The 16,055-nt window shown below is 63.3% G+C and carries 13 protein-coding genes, 1 tRNA gene and 1 pseudogene; 9 read left to right on the top strand and 6 right to left on the bottom strand.

Annotated elements, in window-relative coordinates:
* Nucleotides 1-88 precede the first annotated feature (88 nt).
* Genes Q0U08_RS00855 through Q0U08_RS00845 form a run of 3 tightly spaced genes read right to left on the bottom strand, consistent with a single transcriptional unit; the run spans nt 89 to nt 6,324 of the window.
* On the bottom strand, nt 89-1,489 hold the full coding sequence (locus Q0U08_RS00855) for a DNA cytosine methyltransferase (protein WP_298089142.1): 1,401 nt from the start codon (nt 1,487-1,489) through the stop codon (nt 89-91).
* The gene (locus Q0U08_RS00850; RefSeq protein WP_298089141.1) at nt 1,461-5,129 is read right to left on the bottom strand and encodes a hypothetical protein; all 3,669 of its coding nucleotides are present in this window, start codon (nt 5,127-5,129) and stop codon (nt 1,461-1,463) included. The genes Q0U08_RS00855 and Q0U08_RS00850 overlap by 29 nt, the downstream gene beginning before the upstream one ends.
* Complete coding sequence (locus Q0U08_RS00845) at nt 5,122-6,324, bottom strand: hypothetical protein (RefSeq protein ID WP_298089139.1); 1,203 nt, start codon at nt 6,322-6,324, stop codon at nt 5,122-5,124. Before Q0U08_RS00845 ends, Q0U08_RS00850 begins: the two co-directional genes overlap by 8 nt.
* 48 nt (nt 6,325-6,372) lie before the next feature.
* Here Q0U08_RS00845 and Q0U08_RS00840 point away from each other — a divergent pair, with 48 nt between their 5' ends.
* From Q0U08_RS00840 to Q0U08_RS19825, 3 genes and pseudogenes are all read left to right on the top strand, one after another.
* On the top strand, nt 6,373-8,034 hold the full coding sequence (locus Q0U08_RS00840; RefSeq protein ID WP_298089137.1) for a CHAT domain-containing protein: 1,662 nt from the start codon (nt 6,373-6,375) through the stop codon (nt 8,032-8,034).
* Between the two features lie 590 nt (nt 8,035-8,624).
* Entirely contained in the window at nt 8,625-8,759 is a 135-nt protein-coding gene (locus tag Q0U08_RS00835) for a hypothetical protein (RefSeq protein WP_298089136.1), read from the top strand.
* Nucleotides 8,756-9,781 (top strand): annotated as a pseudogene (locus tag Q0U08_RS19825) (recombinase family protein); the annotation flags it as partial. The gene Q0U08_RS00835 and the pseudogene Q0U08_RS19825, both read left to right, overlap by 4 nt.
* 51 nt (nt 9,782-9,832) lie before the next feature.
* Here the strand turns inward: Q0U08_RS19825 and Q0U08_RS00820 are convergent.
* On the bottom strand, nt 9,833-10,378 hold the full coding sequence (locus Q0U08_RS00820) for a hypothetical protein (RefSeq protein ID WP_298089132.1): 546 nt from the start codon (nt 10,376-10,378) through the stop codon (nt 9,833-9,835).
* Nucleotides 10,349-10,433: transfer RNA gene (locus Q0U08_RS00815), tRNA-Leu, on the bottom strand. The genes Q0U08_RS00820 and Q0U08_RS00815 overlap by 30 nt, the downstream gene beginning before the upstream one ends.
* A 281-nt stretch (nt 10,434-10,714) precedes the next feature.
* Here Q0U08_RS00815 and Q0U08_RS00810 point away from each other — a divergent pair.
* A complete protein-coding gene (locus Q0U08_RS00810) occupies nt 10,715-11,173 on the top strand; it encodes a hypothetical protein (RefSeq protein ID WP_298089130.1) in 459 nt (152 codons plus the stop codon).
* Between the two features lie 95 nt (nt 11,174-11,268).
* Here Q0U08_RS00810 and Q0U08_RS00805 read toward each other — a convergent pair whose 3' ends face one another.
* The gene (locus Q0U08_RS00805) at nt 11,269-12,777 is read right to left on the bottom strand and encodes a YifB family Mg chelatase-like AAA ATPase (RefSeq protein WP_298089128.1); all 1,509 of its coding nucleotides are present in this window, start codon (nt 12,775-12,777) and stop codon (nt 11,269-11,271) included.
* A gap of 175 nt (nt 12,778-12,952) precedes the next feature.
* Here Q0U08_RS00805 and rpmH point away from each other — a divergent pair, with 175 nt between their 5' ends.
* Genes rpmH through yihA form a run of 5 tightly spaced genes read left to right on the top strand, consistent with a single transcriptional unit; the run spans nt 12,953 to nt 16,000 of the window.
* Nucleotides 12,953-13,087: a 50S ribosomal protein L34 gene (gene rpmH / locus Q0U08_RS00800; protein ID WP_042490346.1), complete on the top strand. Its 135-nt coding sequence runs from the start codon at nt 12,953-12,955 to the stop codon at nt 13,085-13,087.
* Nucleotides 13,088-13,143: 56 nt separating this feature from the next.
* Complete coding sequence (rnpA, locus tag Q0U08_RS00795) at nt 13,144-13,416, top strand: ribonuclease P protein component (RefSeq protein WP_298089188.1); 273 nt, start codon at nt 13,144-13,146, stop codon at nt 13,414-13,416.
* Nucleotides 13,413-13,625, top strand: coding sequence for a membrane protein insertion efficiency factor YidD (yidD, locus tag Q0U08_RS00790; protein ID WP_298089186.1), 213 nt, complete (start codon nt 13,413-13,415; stop codon nt 13,623-13,625). Before rnpA ends, yidD begins: the two co-directional genes overlap by 4 nt.
* Nucleotides 13,626-13,643: 18 nt before the next feature.
* Nucleotides 13,644-15,347 carry a membrane protein insertase YidC gene (yidC, locus tag Q0U08_RS00785; RefSeq protein ID WP_298089127.1) on the top strand — a complete coding sequence of 568 codons (1,704 nt, stop codon included), beginning with the start codon at nt 13,644-13,646 and terminating at the stop codon, nt 15,345-15,347.
* Nucleotides 15,344-16,000: a ribosome biogenesis GTP-binding protein YihA/YsxC gene (gene yihA / locus Q0U08_RS00780; RefSeq protein ID WP_298089126.1), complete on the top strand. Its 657-nt coding sequence runs from the start codon at nt 15,344-15,346 to the stop codon at nt 15,998-16,000. The genes yidC and yihA overlap by 4 nt, the downstream gene beginning before the upstream one ends.
* The last annotated feature ends 55 nt before the right edge of the window (nt 16,001-16,055 follow it).

Here is a 16,055-nt window from a genome sequence, read left to right as displayed (position 1 = left end):
GGACGTTTAAGCGCTCGTTTCCCGGTCGGTCTGGCTGCCCCGCTTGATTCCGGAAACAGCAAAATCTCTGACAAGTCGACATCCGTGGTCAGGCGTCGGCAGACGCTGCCCGGCATACAGGATCGTCCGCGACGTTCCCGCCGTCCGCGGGAGCAGACTCGCATTCGGCGCCCGGTCGCGAATAATCTGCCAAACCGAACAGTCCGGCAAGGGATGGCAGTTGCCCTTCCGCAATCTTCCCGGATGAAAACTCGTCAGCCTCGTCCGGACCGGATTGACAGTCCAACAATGTGCCGAGTTGCGGACCGTCGCCAGTGAAGCTGATCCGGTCCCGGAGATATTCTAGTAGCTTACGACCGAGATCAACGGGAACGGCGTTGCCGATTTGGCTGCCTGCAGCCATTAGCCCGCCGGTAAAGCTGAAGGAGTCAGGAAAAGTCTGGATCCTCGCGGCCTGCCGCAGTGTGATGCCGTGATTTTCCACCGGATGAACAAAGCGACCTTTAGACGGGTTAATGCAAGCCGTGGTCATCGTCGGCGCGGGCCTTGCCGGATCGATTCGCCCATAGACATCGTTGTGCCCGTCATGGTCCCGATGGCAGTCGAGCAAGCGCCCTGACTGATGCCGGCTACCGCCGTTCGCCGGTGTGCGTGCGAAAGCCGCGACTAAGTCGGCGCTGTGGTTCATGTGCAAATCGTTCTGGTCACCTGCGGAGGCCGGCAGGAAGGCTGCGCCGCAGTCCCGCCAGGGAAGAAGATCGTTCGACCCGTCCGGACCGTGGGTCGGCGGGGGCGGCCAGGCAAAGTCATCACCTGCCGCGTCCGGAAGGACACCAAGGATGAACACGCGGCGTCGGCGCTGGGGAACGCCATAGTTGCGGGCGTCGAGCACGACCGGCGGCAGCATACGGTATCCAGCGACCTTGCCCTCGTCATAGAAGCGGGCGAGGGCCGCGCTGTGCCGTGGCCACAGCATTCCCGGCACATTTTCCATGAGGAATGCGCGCGGCGCGAAGGCCCTGACGAAGTCGAAATAGGTGTGGATCAGATCGTTGCGCTGATCGCTCACGCCAGCACCGTTCAGGCGATGGCTCGAGAAGCCCTGACAAGGCGGACCGCCCAGCATAATATGGACGGGACCACGCCTCTTCAGGGTCTGCCGGGCGAGGAGGCCAGGGTCCAGCGTACGGATATCAGCCTCGATCAGCCGCGTCGGGCGCCGGCCACTCACCAAGTTCCGGCGATAGGTAGCGGCGGCATGGCAATCATATTCGACCGCGAGCGACACCTCGAAACCTGCCTGCCGCGCGGCCAGTGAAAAACCACCGGCACCGGCAAACAGATCGACGCACCTCAGTGCAGGATGTTCCCGCTTTCCAATCGTACTACCCCCCGTCCGACCACACACGACCCGGATCAGACCTCCGACAATAGGTGGACGTTGCGCCCCTTGTCGAGCGCTAAGAAGCACTGACCGGGTTTCGGCCATGTTCCACTGTATAATAGCGGGTGACAGCAACGCCCTTCGTGAAACGCGGCTGGTCGAAAGCCTCCGGCTTTACGTACCACACCTGGCTGACGGGCAACGCCGCTGCGACAATTGCCGCTGCTGTCGCCTGCATCTTGTTGCCGGTCAGCCCGATCTCATAGTCGAGGCCGCCATGGACGAACCAGCCCTCATGCTGGCGCGCAAGTATCTCCACGAGTTCGGTGAGATTGCCGGCATCGGCGGACTCGACAATGCCGCCTGGCGTATCCTCCAGCGCCACGCGCGCGGCAATGCCGCCTACCCGCGCACGGGCGGTTGCCGCCGCATCGGTAATGATCTGGACCGCGTCATATTCCCTTGCTGCGGCAAGATGGAGAAGCCGTTCGTGGCGTGGCGACGCGAACGCCGACAACGCACGCAGTCTCGTGCCGTCGGTTTCCGCCGCCAGGAGAGGAACCGCCTGATATGGACCGTTCTCACCCGTCAGCACGCTCCGCAGTTCAGTCAGCAGCAGATGATGGTCCGATGCCCCGTATGCGTCCAAGACAACGCGCAGTTCCTCCTCGAGAGGATAGTATTCCGCGGCACCGGTGTAGGCGACGACCAGCCCGTCTGGTGCACACAGTCCCGCGCGCACCGCGCCAAACAGCGCCGGCTTGGCCAAGCCCGTGACATCCACCAGAGTGCGCCCTGCCGGAGCCGGGCCTGATCCGGCAACAAAGGCGGCATAGGCGACCTCTTCAAGGACAATCCCGTGATCGGACGCCATCCTTCGCATGGCCTCGCCATGTCCTGGATTGTCATAGGCTACGGCGATGATCCGTGAAGGTCGTATCGTCTCGAGGGTGCGACGCAGCGATTCCGGAGTCCGGTCCTCGAATCCAAGCCCGGTAACGAGGTCGTCCACTGCCAGTCCGGAAAGCTCGTCCGCGCCAATCTCCCTGACGGCTGGCGCAGGCGGGAGAATCATGGGAACCTTGTCACTGGCCGAAGCCGCCGGATTGTCCTGGAGACCTTCCAGCAAGTCCATCTGCTGGCCTGCAGAAGCCACCGCCCTGGGGGCGGGTTTGAACGGTCGCGGATCGTCTTCCCCATCCGCCTGGTCGCCGACGATTTCCGGTCCTGCCGTGGACAGGTTGCGCAGCAGCACCTCCTTTCCCGAGCTTGGTTCCTGCAGCCAGCGCTCGAGATCCTCGCCGGACAGCTCGAACCGGTCCCGGTCGGACAGACCGATGAAGTTCGCCAAGCCGTAGATCTTACGGAATGTCAGCTTGAACTGCTGGACCGGGTCGGAATCATGAGTTTTCGTCCGCGCGGTGCCCCCGGTGAACACAAAGACGCCAGCGTCGACAAGCTCGCGCAGCCTGCTCATCTGCTCCTGCATCTTCCCGGCGGTCACGCGGACATAAAGCGATGTATACTGGCGGATCCGGCCGGTCGGTTTGCCTCGGCCGGACTCCATCAGGAGTTGATGGGAGGCCTCGGCAAATTGCAGTGCGACTAGCTTCAGATCGCTGCCGCGGCGATCGAGGCTGTAGAGGTGACGGGCGCAGAAATCCTGAAAAACCTCGTGCTGCCGTTCCGGCTGGACCGGAAGTGTCGACCTGCTGCCGGTCAGGATCTCTTGGTAGATCTGAATCACGGCACCGATGTCGCCGACGCAAACTCCCGCCAGTGCCCTGATACCGTGATACAGGCGCTTGCGCTCCCGGGAACGCGTCTGCGTCTCGGCAATGGTGCGGGCGATAGACTCAAGATCCGTATCCCCGAGGACGTCGGCAGAACTCTGCCCGGGATGCCCAGGAAAGAGACGTGCGCGGGCATCAAGGATCCGGGTCACGAACATCTTTCCGCTGCGATCCTTTAGCCGCGTCTGTACCTCGGCACCGAGATCGAATGTCGTGAAATCGCGACCCGCGGCGGCGGGATGGACCTGCCCCGGCGACTTCAGGCTCAGAAAGATGGTCTGCGCTTCTGAAGTCAGCTTGAAAGCGCAGTTCGCATGCTGGAAAAGCAGTGCAGACAGCAGATCCTCGATGCGATCGGGCTCCAGATAGCGCGTGGACACATCATCCAACAGGAAAAGGATCTGGGAGTTGTTCCAGATCGGAGCCGCCCGCCGGACTGCGTCTGCGAGCAACGGGAATGCCGTGTTGGGGTTCGTTGCGAGCCGCAACCCCGAATCACTCCGGCTTACCCGGATCAGCAAGTCGCTCAGGCAGCGTTCGAGCTGCTCCACCGTCGCTGGCTGGGGAAGCGCGGGCCGTGGCGCGAGCGATTCGGACACCGCGTGAAGCAGCCCCGCCCCCGCATCGAGGGCGAGAGCGTCAGCGGACAGGTCCTGCAGGTGTGCCATGGCGCGCGCAGCCTGCGCCGCATAGGCGACCAGCAGCCGCGCGAAGAGTTCCTCTGTCGACGGCCGGTCGGCCTTGGGATCAACCGGAATCAGGCGCTGTGCCGACACAAAGAGGCCGACATATCCGTCTTCCGCCACCCGCTTCAGTGCGTCGGCATCCTCCTCCTTCGGAAGGACGGCAGCGCGCGCATGGAACTGCAGCGAATGCAGCAGCATCGTCTTTCCGCATCCCCTCATCCCCGTCATGACGAGGGGACCAGGCGAGCTTACCTTCCCGAGCCAGGCCCCGTCGGGATCGACGATGAGCTGCGGCACGTACCAGGCGTTGAGCGTCTGCGCGTTGTAGGATTCCGCAAAGGTCCGCAGCACCGTCTGGTTTCGCCACGGGCGCCAGGCTTCTGCCGTGCGATGATACTGCTCCCTGATTTCCGCAATCACATCCGCAGCCGAAGGTGTCCGTTGGTTGACCGTCGCCGTGGCAAGGCCTTGGGCAATGCCATGCAGCTTCAGACCGATACGCTTGTCGAGATCCGGCGCTTCGTCACCGCCGGCCAGCAACCGATCAGCCATTGCGTGTATATGTCGTCCGATCCAATGCAGGTCACCGGTGTAGCCATCGCCTGACCGGCGGTCGCCGGCCGCCGATCCCAGATCGATCGCCACGGCGCGGATGGCCGGCTCGATCGCGTCCGCGCGCCGTCGTCCGGGTGGCAGGTTCTCGATGATGATATTCGACGCATGCAGATCATTGTGATTGACCAACTTCTGCTCGAATTCCTCCTTCATGCGAAACAGGTCGCAGGCGATCTGAGCCGCTTCCGCTGCACTCAGCGGACGGGCGCCCGAAAGATACCGGCTCAGGGTGTCGCCATCGGCAAACTGCAGGACTGCCACGTGACAGGGCAGCGTGAGGCCCGCGAAATTGATGTCGACGTCAAAAACATCGTCCACGGCGACGACATGGTCTGCCCCGTCAGCTACCGTTGCGTGGCGTTCAGCCTCGGCACGGAAATCCTTCCTGAACTTTGTATACATCGCGACCGGCGACACCTTGAGAACCCGGAGCGCCCTGTTCAGGCCGGTCCTAGGTTTCGCGATGAACGTCGCGGCATAGAAGCCCCGGCCGAGCGACTGCTGGACATCGAAGTTTCCGATTTCCGCCGGTGCGGAAACCAGCGGAAAGTCATATTGCCGGCCGCAGTCCGAACATGCGGCGTCAATACGCCTTATCTCCTGATCATAGTCAGGACAGGTGAAACAACAGAATTTCCCGATCTCAGACACCGATTACCTCCACCCCGGCAGCGTCTTTCGCATCGCTGGCTGGCTCTATCTGGTTGATCATTATCGCGGCTACAACGTCCCGGAGCAGTTGTGTGCTGACGGCGTCCTCGCAGCGGACCGAAACGAGCGGCTGGCCGTGGCTTACCCTCGAACCGGGGCGGGCAAGTAGGATCAGGCCGGCAGAGTCGTCAAAGGTGCCTGCACTATCGGGTCGGCGTGCGGCAATGATCGCCTGCCGGAGCGCCCCGGGATTGAAATGCACGGTCCCTGCAATGGTGGATGTCACGGTCCGGCGGTGGTCGGACGCCACGATGGCGGCCCTCTGATGAAGTGAATTGGCGTCGCCACCCTGTGCGGCGATGTTGTCCAGGATAGCTTGCGCGACAGCCCGCCGGGATGGTCGCTCCCCGTTTACAAGAGTCCCGCACCATTGTTCGCATTCGCGCACATGCTGGCCAAGCCAGTCGTCCTCCCTGCCTTCAAGCAGCAGCGAAAGGGCGAGAAGCGCCTCACCTCGACCAAGATAGGGTTGCTGGAACAGCGTACCATCTGTGATGAAGCACACGCCGCGCAGTCCTAGAAGGTCGGCCACCTGACAGTACTGCCTCGCGTTCGTCACCGCCGCGATGCGATCGGCGCCAAAATTGCCGTGCGGGCCGGCACGTACCTCAAGTCCGGCATTTAATGTGCCCGTCGCGATCTTCTTGGAGACAAGGCTCGCAATGGCGAGAGCAGGAATGTGCTGGGCGCCGGCCTGTTGCCGATACGCGAACATCGCTGCGTCCATCGGGGCAAATCCCGTTCCGGCCAGGAGATGGACATACCCGCACTGATCGAGCACTTCCTCCGCTGCCCGCCTGTCCAGATCACTCCGGTAGCCATCGATCTGCATGAGGACATCGATTCCTCCGGCGGGTCGGCCCGGCACGCCGAGTTTTGCCACGGGCGAGCCCATCGCGACCAGTACTGCCGGACCCCAGATTGTCGAGATCGAGCCGGGTCCGCCGGTCGAGGCGAGATCGGCACTCCGGTCACGCGATTTCAGGCGTGCGCCCGAGGCGGCAAGCGTCTGCGCCAACCGGGCGATCCCGTCATTCCCAAGCGTTCCTGTTCGGGCCTGGAGGATCCAGCGGTCGAACGAAGATGAACCGGATCTGTCGTCGCTCAAAACCATACCCATGCTAAGCTGGACCATGCCCGTACCGCGGGGTAGCGTTCGCCTACAACCTGTGAAGCGGAATCAATGCGGCTCGACGATCTCTACAAAATGACGGCGTTCATCTATCAGGACGCGAACCTGACGCGAAGCAAGGAAGCGACCTTCCTTCATTTCGTCGAGGTATGTGGAATGCTGACGCAGCTCGACCGCAAGAAGAAGCGGGTCAAGGTCGACGTCGCCTCGGCGATCTGCAAGGCGCTTGGCTGGTACTTTCCCCTGCTCGCCAAGATGGGCGTCGGAAGCGTCGAGGAACTTCTGTTTCTGAAATACCCCGACGCCTGTCCCTATTGCCGCCAGAAGCCGCACAATGATGGCCAGTGCAAGCTCGTGAAGGGCGCCGAGAAGACCGTCTCCCACGCAGAGGTGCTCGAGCTTGTCGAACATAACCGAAGCCGGATGCCGGTATCCCTCGACGAATGGCGAATGATGTTTGCCTCCATCTATCCCCGTTCGCTCAATGCGCAGCCCGGGTTCAGTTCGGTGGCGTTGTTCGAGGAGCTGGGGGAGCTCGCGGAAGCGATCCGGGTGTTCGATCGCTATCCGCACTACTTTTACGGCGAGGCGGCAGACGTATTTTCCTACATTATGGGTGTGGCCAACGAATATGTGCTGACCCTTGACGACGAGGAGTCATTCGATCTCGATGCAGAGTTCCTGTCCCGGTATCCCGGACTGTGCATCAACTGCGGTTCGCGAACCTGCATGTGCCCGTCGGTGCCGGCGGCCACTGTGGGACGTATGGCAAAGGAAATGCGGATCGATATGGGCGGTCGCCGTATCATCGACTATGACAGCTTCTCATCGGATGGCGAGGCCGTTGCCAAGCGTGTGTTCGAGGGTGCCGGGTTTGACCCGAGGATCGCACGCCGTTTGCCGTTCGATCGCGGCGATCTGAACATCGCGCTGACGCAGCTGTCCTTTCGCCTTGCAAATGCTCTTGATACAAAAAACGGCACGCTTGCCGGTCAGCTTCGCGGGCAGGCCATAGGGATCGGACGGGCCGAGCGCGGCACCGCGTCCCGCGAGGATGGTGCAACGCAGGTCATGGCCCTTCTGCAGCAGGCTTGGGGTGAACTCGACACCGGTGTAAAACAGGAAATCCGTGACGAGGGAGGCACCTCGGGCGATATCTCGCACCTGCTGGAGAAGCGGATTCTCGTCGTTACCGCAAATCCGGAACGGGAATCAAAACCGGCTCTCAGGATCGACCGCGAGATCAGAGCTATCCGCGAGGCGTTCAAACAGTCTCCCGGAAGCGTACATGTCGAGCCACTGATGGCTGCGACGATTGATGATTTCCGCCGGGCATTGTCCGGCCAGCGTTTCGATATTGTTCACTTCGCAGGCCATGCCGATCTTGAGGGGATATCACTGCTCGACGAAGTCGGGAACGAGGTTGTTATGACCTACGGCTCGCTTTCCGAGCTTATCGGGAGGCAGAAGACGATCCAGTGCGTCCTGCTGAATGCCTGCCACACTATGGAAGGCATTTCGGACCCGTTCGCACCGGTCATTGTCGGCATGATGGACGAGACCGACGACGACGAGGCAATCGCCTTTGCCACTGGCTTTTACGACGCGGTGGCGGCAGGCAGTTCGGCTGATGAAGCTTATGATGAAGGAATCCTCAGTGTTCAGACGAAGGGTCTGAATCCCAATCTCATTTCCCGCCTGCGCCGGAAGTAGCAGGACGCATTACGGGGAGGTTCTGCCGCCGGAAGCTCGCAAGACGCCTTGGGCCGCGGGCCACATGACGGGCCGCTCATGATCTTTCACTGCGCACCCGGCCTGAAGGCCCCGGCTATCGCTCGTGACGACATGTACAGCAGACTCAGAAAGAATGGCTGGCCGCAATCGGCATCGCCTTTTTGCGCGTAAAGGCGAAACCGTCCGGCATCGCAATCCGGCCATGTCAGCTTTGGCCACCTAGGCTCTGCAAGCCGCCATTCCGCAATCGGCCCGCCCTGCGCATTCCGGAAACAATCGTCAGTGCTTCAGGAATGGCAGGTGTTGGATGGGGACCTGCCATTCCCCGCGCGGCTTGCGAACGTCGGCTTTGTCCCAGCATAAGCTATTCCCGGGTGACAAGTGCGGCTCGCTCAAGCGGCCAATCCCTTCGCACGAACAATTTTCGGGGTAGGTGGACCGCAAACATCTGAGAAGGATGGCACCGCTCGGTCACCATGCCGCCGGCGCCAACTCCTCCTGCGAAAGTCGCGATTGATCGACAGGCTGGAGCCGCGTGTTCGCGTGAGGTCATCGTCGAACTACCGCCTATGATCGGGCTTCTGCCCGGTGAGGTCGATCTCATCGCCAGCATGCTTGGCGAGGCTCTGATCGAGCTGTTCAGGGAAGAAGATATGAATGCTGCCGGGCGGCATGAGCATCAATTTCAGGATGAAAATAGATGAGCGAGCCGCTGCGCGCCTATGGGTATGTCCGCGTCAGCAACGATGACGAGGACGGCAACAATGCCAGTATCGCAGCCCAGATTGCCGCAATCAAAGACAGGGCGAAACGCGATGGCGTCGAATTGGTGGAGATATTCGAGGAACTGAACGTCTCCGGCCGCAAGCTCCGTCGCCCTCAATTCGACACAATGATGGCCAAAGCGACCGCGCCCGAGCGACCGGTGGACATCATCTATGTCCACGCCTTGTCACGCTTTGCCAGGCGGCTGCGGACACAGGTCAACAGCGAGTACAGGCTCGAGCAGGCCTGCGTTCGCCTGATCTCGTTGACCGAAGAATTTGGCGACGACGCCAACGGCCGGCTCATGCGCGGCATGTTCGGCGCCATCAATGAGAAGTACGCCCTCGACGCATCAATCTTCACGCGGCGCGATAGACGCGGAAATGCGCAGTCGGGTTATTTCAACGGTGGGCCGGTGCCGTTCGGCTACCAGGCTCGCACCGTGGTTGTCGAGGGACGCAAGGAACGGCGCAAACTCTTCATCCTGGAGGAAGAAGCCGCCGTCGTTCGGCTGATCTATGATCTGGCGCGAAGCGGCCTCCACGGCACGCCGATGGGCACACGCGCCATCGCTCAGCATCTGAACGCCTTGGGATACCGGATCCGTGGCCGTGAATTCTTTCACAGCAGCGTCGATGGCATCCTGACCCGCCAACATTACGGCGGCCATTATCTCGATCGAACGGCTGATAGCAAAGGTCGAAAGCCCTCGATCGACGAGAGCATCATCGTGCCATGTCCAGAAATCATCTCGCCTAAGATCATAGCGGAGGTCGCGGCTCGTCGTGCGAGGGCAGCTCCAAAAGTGACGCCGCCGCGCATCACCAACGGCCCCACGCTGCTGACCGGTATCCTGAGGTGCAACGCACCCGATTGCGGAGCCGGCATGACGATCCGCACCGGCAAGTCCGGACAGTATATCTACTATGCCTGCAACGCGAAGCTGACCGGCGGTGCCGGGCGCTGTGAGACGCGTGCGATCCGCCAGGACGAGCTCGACAGCATCGTCCTGTCAGTCCTGACGGATCGTATCCTCCACCGCGATCGGCTCCTCGAATTGTTGCAGGCCGTACTCGAGAAATCCGATACGGCGGTTGCGCGGCGGCACCAGGATCTTGATCGTGTCAGGCGGGAGAAGATCGAAGCGGAAAAGCGCATTCGGAGATTGCTGGAACTGCTCGAGGAGGGTCTGATGTCGCCCAAGGACCCGCAATTCGCCGAGCGGCTCACCCAGCACCGCCAGAACCTCGCACAACTGGACGCCAGCGCGCACAGCCTGACGCTTCAGCTCGAACGAGGACCACGGTGCATCAGCGAGGAAACGATCGCCAAGTTCGGCAAGCTGATCAGCGAGCAGCTGAGGGACGGAAACCCGGCGCTGCGCAAAGCCTATGTCCGGCTGCTGATCGACACCGTCCGCGTGGACAACCAAACCATCCACATCCAGGGCAGCAAAGCGGCGTTGGAAAGTGCCGTCGTGCGGGGCGGCGATGCCGCCATATCCATGGTGCCCGGTTTTGACCGGAAGTGGTGCCCCTGGCCGGACTCGAACCAGCATGCCTTGCGGCGTTCGATTTTGAGTCGAATGCGTCTACCAATTTCGCCACAGGGGCAGCGAAGCCGCGTCGCTAGACGAGCGGACGCAGCTTCGCAAGCGGGGATTTTGGAGAAGTGCCGGTCTTCCGGAGGGGATCACCCTCGGCCCTTCACCCTCATTCCAGATCAAGCCGCGCAGGTCGATCGACGGTCGATCACGCTTTAGCAACGCACGTACGGCTGGCGTGAACGTGCGGCTGTCCCGCCATCGACCAACATCTTTCCGCCAAAATCCATCGAACGCGTTGTTCTATATTCGTGTACAAGGCGAGCATCATCTTCCGAGCAAAGTAACGACATGATCATCTTTGTCGCCGCTGCACTTGTTGCTTCCGTGTCGGCCAAAGCCGACACCGCCACCATTTGCGAAGTGGGCCGTATCGCTCTGCGCGATCTACCGAAGATCAATAACAATCCCAGCTTTGACACCTATTATGCCGGTGTCAGCCGCTATCACCGCGACCTGCTGGAAGCGTGCCCCACACTGGTGGCCGATCTTCCTGTCGGCTATCCGTTGGCAGACGACGACGCTCGGTCACGGGCGAACCTTCCCGCCCCTATACCCGGCAGGCCAATCAGAGAGGCCTTTGTGTACTTCATCAAGCCACCAAAGATCAGCAGGGACCGAAAAACAGCAATCGTTGAAATGGGTTACTTTTGTACCGGATTATGTGGCGCGAGCTTCGAGGTCCGCTACGTCAAGTCAACCAGTGGATGGCGGCGTGAAGGCGAAATTAGGAACCTGTTTGTCTCATAGGAAGGTCAAACAGCCTTTACGAGCGCATGTTTCCAAATCCTCGACCTTTGCTGTACTATGGCATTTACGAGCTTATAATCGATCGACATCCACCATCAACTCACCGGCGGCCGCCGACGATAACTAAGCGCCTCGGCGACGTGGATGCGAGATACCTGCTCCGCCCCCGCCAGATCGGCGATCGTCCGGCTGGTCCGCAGAATGCGGGTAAAGCCCCGCGCGGTCAGCCGCATCGCCTCCGCCGCCTGGGCGAGCAGCGCCCGCCCGGCTGCGTCCGGCGTCGCCACCCGATCAAGCAACGCGCCGTCCGCCTCGGCGTTGGTGCGCACCCCCTGCCCGGCATAGCGCGCCGCCTGTACGCTGCGTGCCGCCGCCACGCGCGCGGCGACTTCCGCGGAGCCCTCGGTCGGGGGTGGCAGCATCAGGTCGACCGCGCTCACCGGCTGCACGTCGATATGGATGTCGATCCGGTCCAGCAGGGGGCCAGAAACCTTGGCCTGATAGTCCGCGGCGCAGCGTGGCGCGCGGGCGCAGGCGAGCGCGGCGTCACCCAAATGGCCACAGCGGCACGGGTTCATCGCCGCAATCAACTGCACGCGCGCCGGAAAGGTAACATGCGCATTGGCCCGCGCCACGCTGACGCTGCCCGTCTCCAGCGGCTGGCGCAGCGAATCGAGCACCGCGCGCTGAAACTCCGGCAGCTCGTCCAGGAACAGCACGCCCAGATGCGCCAAGCTCACCTCGCCCGGCTTCACCTTCAGCCCGCCGCCGGTCAGCGCCGCCATCGATGCGGAGTGGTGTGGATGGCGAAACGGCCGCACCCGCGTCAGCCGCCCGCCCGTCAGCGTGCCCGCCACCGACTGCACCATCGACACCTCCAGCGCCTCGGCGGCATCCAGCGGCGGCAGGATGCCCGGCAGGCACGCCGCCATCAGCGACTTGCCCGAACCCGGCGGTCCGCACATCAGCAGGTTATGCCCGCCCGCCGCCGCGATCTCCAGCGCCCGCTTGGCCGTCTCCTGCCCCTTCACCTGGGCCAGATCCGGCCCCGACGCGGTATCGTCCACCGCACCGGGCGCCGGTGCCGACAACAGTTGATGCCCTTTGAGGTGGTTTATCAACGACAGGAGATCCGGTGCTGCCACCACCGCCACCGATCCCGCCCATGCCGCCTCCGGCCCCTGCGCCGCCGGACAGATCAGCACCTTCTCCTCGGCGGACGCATGCAGCGCGGCGAGCAGCACGCCCGGCGACGGCGCGATCCGCCCGTCCAGCCCTAGCTCGCCGACCACGACATGCTCGGCCAGCGTTTCCGCATCGACCACCCCCATCGCGCCCAGCAGCGCCAGCGCGATCGGCAGATCGAAATGCGATCCCTCCTTGGGCAGATCGGCGGGCGACAGGTTCACCGCGATCCGCTTGGGCGGCAGCGCCAGCCCCATTGCCGCGATCGCGCCGCGCACCCGCTCGCGGCTCTCCCCCACCGCCTTGTCGGCCAGCCCGACCAGATTGAACGCGGGCAGGCCCGGTATCAACTGCACCTGCACCTCGACGGCGCGCGCCTCCAACCCCAGATAGGCCACCGTGGACACGATCGTTGCCATGCATTCCCCCCGCCCCGTCTGTAGCGGTTTTTCACCAGCGAAACAGATGGCATCGTGCATGCAACGCGCGGGATGCGGCGCGTTGACTTGGGGCCCCGCTTTGCCTATGCGCACCCCCAGCAAGGCCGTCCCCGTGGCGGCCCTTTTCTATTCAGACGTACTCAAGGAATGAACCATGAAGCGGACCTTTCAGCCGAGCAACCTGGTGCGTGCACGCCGTCACGGCTTCCGCTCGCGCATGGCGACTCCGGGCGGTCGTGCCGTGATCCGCGCGCGTCGTGCACGCGGCCGCAAGAAGCTGTCGGCGTAATCACGCTTACCCGCCGCCGCGATTTCCTCGCGGCCAATGGCGGGCGGCGCGTGGCGATGCCGGGCTTCGTGCTCCAGGTGCGCCCGCGCGACGATGGCGAGGCCGGCATGCGCGTCGGCTTCACCGTCACCAAGAAGATCGGCAACGCCGTCGTGCGCAACCGGATGAAACGCCGGCTGCGTGCGCTTGCGCGCGACCTGTTGCCCGCGCACGGCATGCCTGGCGCGGATCATGTGCTGATCGGTCGCAGCGGCGGGATCGAGCGTGACTATCAGGCGCTGACCGCGGAGCTGGTCAAGGCGCTCGGGCGGGCGTGCCGGAACGCGTGATAGCCCGCCTTCTCATCCTCGTCGCCCGCGGGTGGCAGCTCGGCCCGTCGGTCGTGCTGCCGCCCACTTGCCGTTTCCAGCCAAGCTGTTCGGCCTATGCAATCGAGGCGCTCTCCCGCTATGGCGCGGCCAGGGGGAGCTGGCTTGCGCTCAGGCGCATCGCGCGCTGCCATCCCTGGGGCGGGTGCGGGCCCGATCCGGTACCCTGATGATATGGGGCATCTATCGTGAATGATGATCGCAAGAATTTCGTCCTGTTCGCGGTGATCGCGGCGCTGATCCTGTTCGGCTGGCCGCTGATCCAGGGCAAGTTCTTCCCCACCGCCAACCCCCCGGTCACCAGAATCGAGGATGGCAAGTCCAAGCCCCTGCCCCAGCCGGGTGCCGACCCGACGGCGGATGCGCCGGCCGCGATCCGCGATCGCCAGATCGTGCTGCGTGAAACGCCGCGCATCGCAATCGAGACGCCGCAGATGCGCGGATCGATAAACCTGCGCGGCCCCCGCATCGATGACCTCGTGCTGATCGACTACAAGGAAACGGTCGCCAAGGACTCCGCGCCGATCCGCCTGTTGTCGCCCGCCGGGGCACCCGACGCCTATTTCGCCGGCTTCGGCTGGCGGAGCGAAGGGTTGAACCCGCCCGCCGCCGATGCGGTGTGGACGCCATCCGCCACCACGCTGCGCCCGGGCCAGCCGGTCACGCTGACCGCCGCCAACGCCACCGGCCAGCGTTTCCAGATCCAGATCGCGGTCGATGACGGGTACATGTTCACCGTCCGCCAGACCGTGGCGAACGCCGGCAACGCCGCCGTGCCCGTCGCCGCCTATGGCCTCGTCAACCGTTCGGGCGTGTCGAAGGACCCCGATAGCTGGACGATCCATACCGGCCCGATGTCGGTCAACAACGGCGCCGCGCACTACAAGCCCGACTTCTCGGATGTGGACGAAAGCCCGCAGCGTTTCTCCACGCGCGGCGGCTGGCTAGGCTTTACCGACAAATACTGGCTGACCGCGCTGATCCCCGATCAGGCCGCGCAGTTCGAGGGCCAGTTCCGCGCCGGAGCGGGCAAGACCTACCAGGCCGACTACGCCGTCACGCCGCGCAACGTCGCACCCGGTCAGGCGGTGACGCAGACCTCGCGCTTCTTCGCCGGTGCCAAGGAAGTCCGCCTGCTCGACCGCTATACCGACAAGCAAGGCGTGACGAAGCTCGATTACGCGATCGACTGGGGCTGGCTGCGCGTCCTGGAAAAGCCGATCTTCTATTATCTCGACTGGCTGTTCCGCATGGTCGGCAACTTCGGTGTCGCGATCATCCTGCTGACCGTCACCATCCGCCTGCTGATGTTCCCGATCGCGCAGCGCCAGTTCGCCTCTATGGCCTCGATGCGCGCGGTGCAGCCCAAGATGAAGGCGCTGCAGGAACGCTACAAGGACGACAAGGTCCGTCTCCAGCAGGAGGTGATGGCGCTCTACAAGCAGGAAAAGGTCAACCCGCTCGCGGGCTGCCTGCCGACCCTGATCCAGATCCCGATCTTCTACGCGCTCTACAAGGTGCTGATGCTGACCATAGAAATGCGTCACCAGCCCTTCGTCGCCTGGATCAAGGATCTGTCCGCGCCCGATCCGCTGACCCCGGTCAACCTGTTCGGCCTGATCCCCTTCACGCCCCCGCACTTCATCGCGATCGGGGTCGTGCCCATCCTGCTCGGCATTTCGATGTTCTTCCAGTTCCGCCTCAACCCGGCGCCGATGGACGACACGCAGAAGCAGGTGTTCGCGATCATGCCCTGGGTGCTGATGTTCGTGATGGCACCGTTCGCGGTCGGTCTGCAGGTCTACTGGATCACCACCAACTGCATCTCGATCCTGCAACAGCGCCTGCTCTACGCCCGCCATCCGGGGCTCAACCAGGCCGCGGCCAAGTGACCGAGTTCGCCCCCCAGGGCAGCTTCGACGAAGAGACGGTGGAGGCGGCGCGCAAGCTGTTCGCCGGCCCCGTCTCCTTCCTGAAATCGGCACCCGCGCTCCAGCATCTGCCGGACCCGGTGGTGCCGGAGGTCGCGTTCGCCGGCCGGTCGAACGTCGGCAAGTCGTCGCTGCTGAACGCGCTCACCAACCGCAACGGCCTGGCCCGCACCTCGAACACGCCCGGCCGCACGCAGGAGCTGAACTTCTTCGACATCGGCCAGCCGCCGGTCTTCCGCCTCGTCGACATGCCCGGCTACGGCTTCGCCAAGGCACCCAAGGACATGCTCAAGCAGTGGCGTTTCCTGGTGAACGACTTCCTGCGCGGGCGTCAGGCGCTGAAGCGCGCGCTGGTACTGATCGACGCCCGCCACGGCATCAAGGATGTCGACCGCGAGATCCTGGAGATGCTCGACAAGGCCGCGGTCAGCTACCGCATCGTGCTGACCAAGGCGGACAAGGTAAAGGCGACCGACCTCGCCACCGTCCGCGAAGCGACCGAGGCGGAGGCCCGCAAGCGCCCCGCCGCCCACCCGGACATCCTCGCCACCTCCAGCGAGGGCGGCATGGGCATTCCCGAACTCCGCGCCGCCGTTCTGGAAGCGATCGGCTAATCCTGCCCTCTCCCCCACGGGGAGAGGGAGGGGCCCGCCGCGTCAGCGGTGGGAG

This window comes from uncultured Sphingomonas sp. (assembly GCF_946477935.1).
GTDB lineage: Bacteria > Pseudomonadota > Alphaproteobacteria > Sphingomonadales > Sphingomonadaceae > Sphingomonas.
Note: the sequence above shows the minus strand (reverse complement) of the source record. Positions and strands in the feature narration are given on the sequence as shown.